Raw genomic sequence first — 9,597 nt, 5'->3', positions numbered from 1 at the left:
TGCCCATCCGGACGGACCCGTAGCGACGATCATGCCGATCTATCCGCTTGAAGCGCAACTGCCGGTCTATCCCGAACTGTCTACTGGCCCCTTTGCCTATCGGATCGCGCCTTACACGGAACCTGACTTGGCCTCGAAATACGTGATGGCGGATGCGGCCGGGTTGCAGGCAGTGTTTGATTCCAATCCTCCCTCCGCTTTCCTGCTGGGATATGATCCGGCTCTTGAGCAGCCATTGTTGCGCTATGCGGAAACAAACGGCTACCAGCCCGTGGAAATTTCGGGATTGGGCAACCGCTACGGGCAAGGTGTGGTATACTTAAAGCCATCGGGAGCAACGGAATGAGCCCAATTCGATCCGCGGTCTCTGGTGGTCGGTTCGTCAAGCGGCCGGTGTGAGGCCCACGCAGACATGCAGATTTTAGTAACAAGTATTTTGAGGGAGTGGCACGAATGAAAACGATACTGCTTGCTGGCGGTCTGGGGTCTCGGCTGGCCGAGGAAACAGTCTCGATCCCCAAGCCGATGGTCGAAATCGGCGGCCGGCCGATCATCGCGCGCGTCATGGATATCTACAGCCATTTCGGGCACCGCGATTTCGTCGTAGCCGCCGGATACAAGGCGCTTTTGCTCAAGCAGTTCTTCGCGAACTACCATCTCATCGCCAACAATATCTCGGTCGCTCTGGATACGGGAGAGCTCAAGCTGGTGCCTTCGGCGCCCGGCGGTTGGAACGTATCGGTGGTCGATACCGGGGCTCATACCATGACAAGCGGGCGCATCCGGCGTCTGAAGGAATGGCTGGATCCGGGCGAAACCTTCATGTGCACCTATTCTGATGGCCTTGGGAACGTCGACATCAACGCGCTGATCGATTTTCACAAGTCGCACGGTAAGCTGGCGACGGTTACGGCGGTTCAGCCGCCCGCGCGTTTCGGCAACATCGAGTTGAAGGGCGACCGCGTGGACGCGTTCACCGAAAAGGTGCGTCGCCGCGAGACCTGGATCAACGGCGGGTATTTCGTATTCGAGCCGGGGGTCATGGATTACATGGTCGACGATATGGAGCCGCTGGAACAGTCACCGCTGTCTCAGATGGCCCGCGACGGTGAACTGATGGCCTATCGCCACGAGGGTTTCTGGCATCCGATGGATACGATCCGTGACCGCAACGCGTTGGAGGCCCTCTGCGAGGATGATACGCCGCCTTGGCTGCAATTTGATGCCAAGCCCTCCTCTGATTACCCCGCCATAGCGATCTGAGGAACAAATGACTGGTCAGTCCGATCAGATCTTCGGCGGTCAATTCACCGACCGCCGGGTGCTTGTGACAGGGCATAGCGGTTTCAAGGGCGGGTGGATTTCGACCTGGCTGAACCGGCTGGGTGCGCAGGTCACAGGAATTGCCTTGCCGCCCGAGCCCGGGCCTTCCTTCTATCAGGCGTGCGGACTTGATCGGACAATGGACAGCCGTTTTGCCGATATTCGCGATCCGGCGGCCTTGGCACGGGCGACCGAGGGTCTGGATGCCGAAGTGGTGTTTCACATGGCTGCGCAACCTCTGGTGCGCAAATCCTATCGCGAACCGGCCGAGACATTTGCGACCAATGTCCAAGGTACGGTCAACGTTCTGGAGGCCGTGCGTCGAATGCCATCGCTGAAGGCCGTGGTCGTGATCACCAGCGACAAGTGTTATGACAATCGGGAATGGCTGTGGGGTTATCGCGAAAACGACCCTTTGGGCGGGAAGGATCCGTACAGTGCCTCCAAGGCGGCAACCGAGCTTGTGGCTCAGTCCTATGCGCATTCTTTCTTTTCTGACGCGAATGGCCCTCAGCTTTCGACGGTTCGGGCGGGAAATGTATTTGGCGGAGGAGACTGGGGCGAAGACCGGTTGATACCGGACATCATTCGAGCATGGAATGATGGCCAGCCGGTGACCATCAGAAACCCGGATAGCGTTCGGCCATGGCAGCATGTGCTGGAGCCGGTCGCAGGGTATTTGCTGCTGGCCCAGAAGATTCTGAGCGACGGACAGCGTTTTGCCGGGGCATGGAATTTCGGGCCAAACGTTTCGGGCACCGTCAATGTCCGGGATCTGGCGGATATGATGTGGCGCGCCTGGGGGGCAGGCGCGCCCGGGTTCCGGTTCCCGGATGAGTCCGCAACGGCGCCCCACGAAGCTGGCATACTTCGGTTGGACAGCACCAAGGCGCAGACCCGTTTGGGCTGGCGGCCTCGGCTTGAACTGTCTCAAGCCGTTGAACTGACAACCGACTGGTACAAGGCCCACGCAACGGGCGACGACATGGGTAAGGTCACCCAGTCGCAGATCGCCGCGTACCAAGACCTCATGTCCGGCACGGGTTGCGACCAAACCGGGCTGGCCGCACAGTAGATTTTCAGGAGATTATTTGATGAGAGTGAATTACGGACAGACAGTCCACGGCCAGGACGAGATCGACGCCGTCGTCGAGGTTCTGAAAACATCCACCCAAATGGGACCCAAAGTCCGGGAGATGCAGCAGAAAGTTGCCGCGCTGTTTTCGAAGGCACATGGGATCATGGTCAATTCCGGGTCCTCGGCGAACTATCTGGCCGTCGAAATCCTGGATCTTCCCAAAGGATCCGAGGTGATCACCCCGGCATTGACGTTTGCCACCACGGTCGCTCCGCTGGTGCGGCAAGGGCTTGTGCCCGCATTCGTTGATGCGGCCGAGGGAACCTACAACATAGATGTCGAACAGATCGAGCGGATGATTTCGCCCAAGACCTCGGCGATGATGATCCCCTCGTTGATTGGCAACCTCCCGGACTGGCGTCGGATCCGGGAACTGGCCGACGCACATGGCCTGAAGGTCATCGAAGACAGCGCCGACACATTGGGTGCCACGATCGACGGTACCAGCACGGGCGTCTGGTCGGATGTTTCGACCACCAGCTTCTACGGCAGCCATGTCATCAACGGCGCAGGAAATGGCGGAATGCTGTGCGTCAATGATGACGAGTTGGCACGCAAGGCATTGCTGATGCGGTCGTGGGGCCGCAGCTCGTCGCTGTTCGTCGAATCCGAGGCAATCGAGAACCGCTTCAACGTTCAGCTGGATGGGATCGAATATGATGCCAAGTTCCTGTTTGAGGCGCTCGGCTACAATCTTGAACCGTCCGAGATCAGCGCCGCTTTCGGCCTGGTGCAACTGGGCAAGCTTGAGAACAACATTCGGGTCCGCGAGGAAGCCTTTGCTGCGCATCGCGCGTTCTTTGCGCAGTATGAGGAATGGTTCATTCTGCCCGAACAGCTGCCGGGCGCACGCACCGGTTGGTTGGCGTTCCCGCTGACTCTGCGAGAAGGCGCTCCGTTTACCCGTCGCGAGATGCAGATTTTCCTGGAGAAGGCGGACATCCAGACCCGGCCGGTCTTTACCGGCAACATTTTGCGCCAGCCGGCCATGAAAGATGTTGAGTATCGCGCGGATGCCGCAGGTTATCCCGTGTCCGATGCCGTGATGCGCGGCGGCATTCTGTTGGCATGCCATCACGGGCTGACTCAGGCTCATATCGACTATATGCATGAAAAGACGCAGGAATTCCTCAAGCCGTATATGACCGGGATGCCGCGCAAGGCGTCTTGATCCGAGGTCTTCCAGTGGCCGCTTTCCGTCTGCGGTTGGTGGGTGCGGAGTGATCGGTGTTGGCTCAACTATCCCAATGGGCCCAAATTCCATAGTATCGAAGGGACCGGCCAGGGCGCAGGAATGAAGCTTATGACAACTGATCATGATACGGGTGACCCGCAAAGCGCCGGTTTCACCAATCCGGCCCAGAACATGGCCGGCGGCGATTTGTCATGACGAGGCGCGTTCTGATCACCGGGGCCGGAGGGTTCATCGGACAGAATCTGCTCCGAGCCTGTTTGGACAGGGGGGATCAGGTCGTGGCCTTGGTCCGACCCGGATTCCTCTCTGATAGAATGCCCGATGTCGAATTGCAGCATGTCGACCTGAACGACAGGGATGCTTTGCGCCGCGTGTTTGACACGTCCCGACCAGAGGTTGTGTTTCATGCGGCGGCAAACACCCGGGCTGTAGCGCGGCCCGGCCTCAAAGATGCCGAAGCCAGCGTGAGCGACAATCTTGTGCCATTGATGGCTGTGTTGGGCGCCGCTGCGACCTGCGACGCACCGCCGGATGTATTCATCCGTCTTGGAACCATTGCCGAATACGGTGAGGTTCCTTCTCCCTACACTGAAACTCAATGCGAAATGCCGCGCGACAGCTATGGGGCATCTATGCTGGCAGGGACCAAGTACTTGACCATGCTTCGGCCGCGCCTGCCATTCACGGCTATGACGGCACGGCTTTCGCTGACTTATGGTCCGGGTCAGACCGGGCCCCAGTTGGTCCCGTATCTGATCCGCACGTTGCTGAACGGGGATGCCGCGCGCATCGGACGCCCCGATGATATCCGGGATTTTCTGCATGTCGGCGATGCCGTGCGTGCCCTTCTGATGTTGGCCGATGCACCGCGGGTTGACGTTCCGGTGGTGAATGTCAGTACCGGAGTGGCTACTCGAGTCCGTGACGCGGCCGCGATCCTGGCTGAGCTGACCGGTTCCGGACCCGGTCAGCTCGACTATGCCGACCCGCCAAGTGAGCCGATGCACCTGGTCAACGATCCCGGACTTATCCATTCCCTTTATCCCTGGACCGCGCGGATCGGGTTGGAGGACGGCCTGCGGGATACAGTCGATTGGGCCATCTCTTTGGATGCGCGGAAGAACATGGCAGGACAAAACGCATGACGGTCATTTCCATTCTGATCCCCGCCTACAACGAGGAAGACAACGTCCGTATGGCCTATGAGCGCGTGCTGGCGGTGTTCGACAAACTGGATGGGTACGAGCCTGAAATCATCTTCACCGACAACCATTCCGAGGATCGGACGTTTGAAATCCTGTCCGAAATCGCGGGGGAGGATCCTCGGGTCCGTGTGATCCGCTTTGCGCGGAACATGGGGTACCAGGCTTCGGTTCTGACAGCATACAGGTCGGCGACCGGGGCCTGCGCGGTGCAGCTCGATTGCGATATGCAGGACCCGCCCGAGTTGATCCCTCAGATGTTGGATCTGTGGCGGCAGGGGAATCATGTCGTCTATGGTATTCGCCGCAGCCTGCCCGATGGCCCTGTCGTTGCCGCTGCACGGCGGGGGTTCTATGCACTGATCGACTTGATCAGCAACGATAATCTGCCGCGAAACGCGGGTGAGTTTCGTCTGACTGACAGGCGGATATTGGACGAATTGCGCCGGGTTGATGACCGCTCGCCCTATGTTCGTGGACTGATCAGCGGCATGGGGTTTTCGCAGGTCGGATTCGAATATGATCGCGCGGCCCGGACAGCGGGTGAATCCAAGTTTCCGGTCCGGGCGATGTTGGCGCTGGCTGTGGACGGGTTGATCAACCATTCCCTGCTCCCGCTGCGCCTGGCTTCGCTGATCAGCCTTACAGTAGGGCTGTCGATGTTCCTGTTGATGATCGGCTACCTTGTCGGCAAGCTGTTCTTTGGCCAGGATTGGCCCGCAGGTTTTGCAACCACGACAATCCTGCTGCTCTTGTCGATGACCCTGAATGCGATGTTCCTTGGCATCCTTGGGGAATATGTCGGCCGGATTTTTCTGCAGGCCAAAAACCTTAACCAGCCCGTGGTCGAAACCGAGTTGAATGGCCCGGTGGAACAATTGAACACGTCTGGGAAACAGAACCGTGCCGACAGCACGCAAATGGTGGAGCGGGCGCAGTGAAGATACTGATCGTTCAGGGTGGGTTCGGAGCTGGCGGTGCCGAAAAGATCGTCTCGGTTCTTGCAGCCCATCGGATCGGCCTTGGCGATCAGGTCTCGGTTGCGGGCATGACCATGCCCGAGGACGGGTCGTATTTTTCTTTCCCTGACGGCGTCAGCCTGCTGGTAGCCGAAGGCGGAAACGACGGGTTCAGGGGGCTGAAACAGCTGGCCCGCCTGCGCCGGATTCGTCGCTTCATCCGGGACGAGAACCCCGACGTGGTGGTATCCTTTCTGACTAAAATCAATGTCCTGACGCTCGCTGCAGCCCTGGAGCGGGATGTTCCGGTGATCGTTTCAGAGCGGAACAACCCGATCGTGCAAAACGCCAACCCTGTCTGGCGCCACGCTCAAAACATCCTTGGACATCGAGCCAGCACCGTGGTCATGCAGACTGAGCGGGTGCGCCAGGACCTGCCGCCATCATTGCGGAGCAAGGCGCGGGTCATTCCAAATCCCTGTGCGCCAATCGATGGTGCAGCCACGCTCCTTGGCTCGGGTGGCAATCGGCTGGTCGCGGTGGGGCGATTGGATCCGCAAAAGGGGTTCGATCTGTTGATCGACGCAATGTCGGAAATCATCCAGAACAACCCGGACGCGCGCCTGACGATTTTCGGGGAAGGCCAGGAACGTGCCGCGCTCGAGGCGCAGAGGGACCGGTTGGGTCTGCAGGACGTCATCTCCCTGCCGGGCGCAAGCGACACACCCGGAGCGTGGATGGATGGCGCAGACATACTGGTGTTTTCCTCCCGCTTCGAGGGGTTTCCCAATGTGGTGGCAGAGGCGACCGTCGCAGGCTTGCCGGTTGTGTCTTTTGATTGCCCCTACGGACCACGAGAATTGATCCGACACGGTGAGAATGGATTGCTTGTTGCGCCTGAAGACACGGAGGAACTGGCCCGCGCAGTGCTGCAGCTGAGCGACGATCCGGAATTGCTGGACAAGATGCGTCAAGGATACCAACACAACAGGGACTGGCTGGCTCCCGGCAGTATTCTTGAGAAATGGGACCGGATCATTGCCGATGCCGCTCATCGCAGGGTTGGAGCGGGGGTCGAACATGGCCATAGCAGCTGCCGCCGGGAAAGTTGAACCAAACCAGGCGGGCCGCAGCGCCTGCTCTGCCATCAGGAGTTGGCATTGTTGCAAAAGTTGAAACCGCAGGTCTCCCTCCCCACGCGGGCGCGACCACGGATCGTGGTTGTCGCCAATCTGACTGCGTCTTTGCTGAATTTTCGCTATGACCTGCTGAAGGAGTTGTCGGAGCGGGCTGAGGTCGTCGCCTGCGGTCCCGAGCGCCATGAAGCGACGGAAACTGCGCTCGCAGAAGTCGGTGTGGAGTTCGTGCAGTTTCCGCTGTCACGTGCCGGGATGAACCCGGTTGAGGACATGCGCACGCTGCGTGCTCTTGTGCGCGTTTTTAAGGAATTCAAACCCGACATTGTCTTTGCCTACACCATGAAGCCAATCATCTATGGTTGCCTGGCTGCAAAATGGGCGGGAGTGGACCGGATCTATGCCATGAACACCGGGTTGGGCTATGTCTACAGCACCCATGGCCTGACTTTTCGGAGGCGTGCGGTTCGCGCTGTGTCATCGGTTCTGTATCGTATTGCGCTGAAAGGTGTGGACGAGGTGCTGGTCTACAACCGCGCAGATGCCGAAGAGTTCCGAGAAAGGCGCCTTGTTGCACCAGATGCCAAGCTCAGCATCGTGCCCGGGTCTGGTGTAAATCTGGATCGCTACGGATTTACCGATCCGCCAGCTGGGCCGCCTGTATTTCTGATGATCTCGCGCCTGCTGCGCGAGAAGGGCGTGTTTGATTTCGTTCAGGCTGCCCGTTCACTGAAAGAAACGCACCCCCAAGCAAGATGCCAATTGCTTGGTCCGATGGACGCCAACCCGGATTCCATCGGCCAAAGCGAGATCGACGAATGGACGCGCGAAGGCGTGATCGAATACTTGGGAGAAACTTCGGACGTCCGGCCCTATCTGACGGCGTGTTCGGTCTTTGTGCTGCCGTCGGCCTACCGCGAAGGGGTACCGCGCACGATTCTCGAGGCGATGTCCGCGGGGCGGGCTGTCATCACGTCGGATGCGCCGGGTTGCGCTGATCCGGTCATCAGCGGCGAGACTGGCTACGTCGTGCCGGTCCGGAACCCCGAGGCCCTGAGCCGCGCCATGGCCTCGTTTGTCGAGAGTCCTGATCTGGTGGCCCGAATGGGTCAGGCATCGCGGAAACGTGCCGAGGATTCGTTCGACGTCCGTCGGATCAATTCGATCCTTCTCGGCAAGATGGGATTTTCGGCCAATACCCGAGAGGATAAGGCAAATTGAGGGTTGGGTGGCTCTGCCAAGCATTTGTTATTTAATGATAAACGGGAATATTTGAAAGAATTTGCAGAAACTACGGGAAACCCCTAATTCCCAGGCCGCCTGAGACTGGCTAACCTTATTTTAACAACGAAATTCGACCGGTGGGGCCGTTGGCCCGACCACTCACTCGACAAATGACCAGCATATGGGGTGCTGGTCATTTTGTTTTTTGGGGGCAGAAAAGCGCAGTTCAGACTGCGGTTGTGGTCGAAGGCAGCTGATACCCGAACTGACCTAAATCGAGGCCAGTCAAGGATTGGAGTTCAGCGTTGGACTCAGCAAAGGCACCGTCAAATCGGGACTGAATTCTGCCGACCAGCCGGTTTTTGAGCATCTGATCCAGCTTGTCGGGAAAGATGCGCCCGATCGGTCGGCTCAATTTTCCGAATCTGCGCGTTGCATTCGGAAATGGCAACAATGCGCCCTTGCTCAGTTGGTTGTCGCTGAGTGTGAAATTAACAAATCGCTGCAGAATCTGAAAACACTCCGATCTCTTCTCGTTCGTGACTTCAAATTCGCGCTTCTTGTGCTCGACGCCGACGAAATTGCACAGGGTTTCCACAAAAGAATCCGGCTCGGAAATGAACTGTTCGTAGGCCAATCCAAGCACACGATCCTTGCCGAACTTGTCCTGGTAGAACTTGAACAAGCGGTGGTACCGGTAGAACTCCTCCGAGAACATCGGCGCACGTCGCAGGTTCGGTTCAGGTTCGGACAGATATGTCTTGAGCGATCCGTGGCCGCCATCGGTGATGTACTGGCTGTACATCGACAGGATCGACGACAACTGCTCGCGGAATACGACCAAGATGTAGGCGTCGGGAAACGTGCGTTGCAGACGGTCGGCAATGATGGTGCTGTCGAACCCGCCGCTGGCCGGGTAACCAGAGAATCTCTCGTGAGAGAACACCGGAACCTGCCCGCTATCCTGCGATTTTTTCAGGAAACTCTCGTACATCTCGCGAGTTTCTGCGGGATCATAGGTCATCGGCTGCGGCAGTACGATCCGGTTTGAAAGAATGTATTTGCGATCGCCATGCGGAGTCGCGAACGGTGCGTCCTGCGCCGAGAACAGCTGCTGTTGCAGGGACGACGTAGCGGTTTTGTGATAGCCGATATGGACAAGAACGGGTGCACGGGTCATGACGGGGTATTCAACCTTCGGACCGGGTATATTCAGTCTGGCTCCGGGCGCGGTCGGCATCCGACCCGGACCGGTTGGCACCCCGACAGGTGCTCCGAACAAGAATTGGTTTCTGTCGCAACTTCAAAAGCCCTTTCAACAATCAGTACTGGATTCAATCGGCAAACTGCGCTTTCGTAAAACGATATAATCCAAGACAACTAAATGATAGAAACGGAAACAACCGGAAACATGACTTAA

At 58.2% G+C, this 9,597-nt stretch carries 9 protein-coding genes; 8 read left to right on the top strand and 1 reads right to left on the bottom strand.

Going from position 1 to position 9,597, the window contains the following annotated elements:
- The 8 genes from ACR0JC_RS14785 to ACR0JC_RS14750 form a co-directional block, all read left to right on the top strand.
- Positions 1 to 346, top strand: a 346-nt coding sequence (locus tag ACR0JC_RS14785; protein WP_480763983.1) for a hypothetical protein, incomplete at its 5' end; no start/stop codon positions are given.
- 107 nt (positions 347 to 453) lie between these two features.
- Positions 454 to 1,263, top strand: coding sequence for a glucose-1-phosphate cytidylyltransferase (gene rfbF, locus ACR0JC_RS14780; protein ID WP_170341712.1), 810 nt, complete (start codon positions 454 to 456; stop codon positions 1,261 to 1,263).
- Between the two features lie 7 nt (positions 1,264 to 1,270).
- Entirely contained in the window at positions 1,271 to 2,398 is a 1,128-nt protein-coding gene (gene rfbG / locus ACR0JC_RS14775; protein ID WP_170341710.1) for a CDP-glucose 4,6-dehydratase, read from the top strand.
- Positions 2,399 to 2,417: 19 nt separating this feature from the next.
- Complete coding sequence (locus ACR0JC_RS14770; protein ID WP_170341708.1) at positions 2,418 to 3,632, top strand: DegT/DnrJ/EryC1/StrS family aminotransferase; 1,215 nt, start codon at positions 2,418 to 2,420, stop codon at positions 3,630 to 3,632.
- 215 nt (positions 3,633 to 3,847) lie between these two features.
- A complete protein-coding gene (locus tag ACR0JC_RS14765; protein WP_170341706.1) occupies positions 3,848 to 4,801 on the top strand; it encodes an NAD-dependent epimerase/dehydratase family protein in 954 nt (317 codons plus the stop codon).
- Complete coding sequence (locus tag ACR0JC_RS14760) at positions 4,798 to 5,799, top strand: glycosyltransferase family 2 protein (RefSeq protein WP_170341704.1); 1,002 nt, start codon at positions 4,798 to 4,800, stop codon at positions 5,797 to 5,799. The genes ACR0JC_RS14765 and ACR0JC_RS14760 overlap by 4 nt, the downstream gene beginning before the upstream one ends.
- A complete protein-coding gene (locus ACR0JC_RS14755; RefSeq protein WP_170341702.1) occupies positions 5,796 to 6,929 on the top strand; it encodes a glycosyltransferase family 4 protein in 1,134 nt (377 codons plus the stop codon). Before ACR0JC_RS14760 ends, ACR0JC_RS14755 begins: the two co-directional genes overlap by 4 nt.
- Before the next feature lie 51 nt (positions 6,930 to 6,980).
- A complete protein-coding gene (locus tag ACR0JC_RS14750; protein WP_480763982.1) occupies positions 6,981 to 8,174 on the top strand; it encodes a glycosyltransferase family 4 protein in 1,194 nt (397 codons plus the stop codon).
- A 229-nt stretch (positions 8,175 to 8,403) separates the two neighbouring features.
- Here ACR0JC_RS14750 and ACR0JC_RS14745 read toward each other — a convergent pair whose 3' ends face one another.
- Positions 8,404 to 9,417 carry a sulfotransferase gene (locus ACR0JC_RS14745; RefSeq protein ID WP_170341700.1) on the bottom strand — a complete coding sequence of 338 codons (1,014 nt, stop codon included), beginning with the start codon at positions 9,415 to 9,417 and terminating at the stop codon, positions 8,404 to 8,406.
- Between the last annotated feature and the right edge of the window lie 180 nt (positions 9,418 to 9,597).

It is taken from the genome of Ruegeria sp. CH5, from assembly GCF_056537025.1.
Note: the sequence above shows the minus strand (reverse complement) of the source record. Positions and strands in the feature narration are given on the sequence as shown.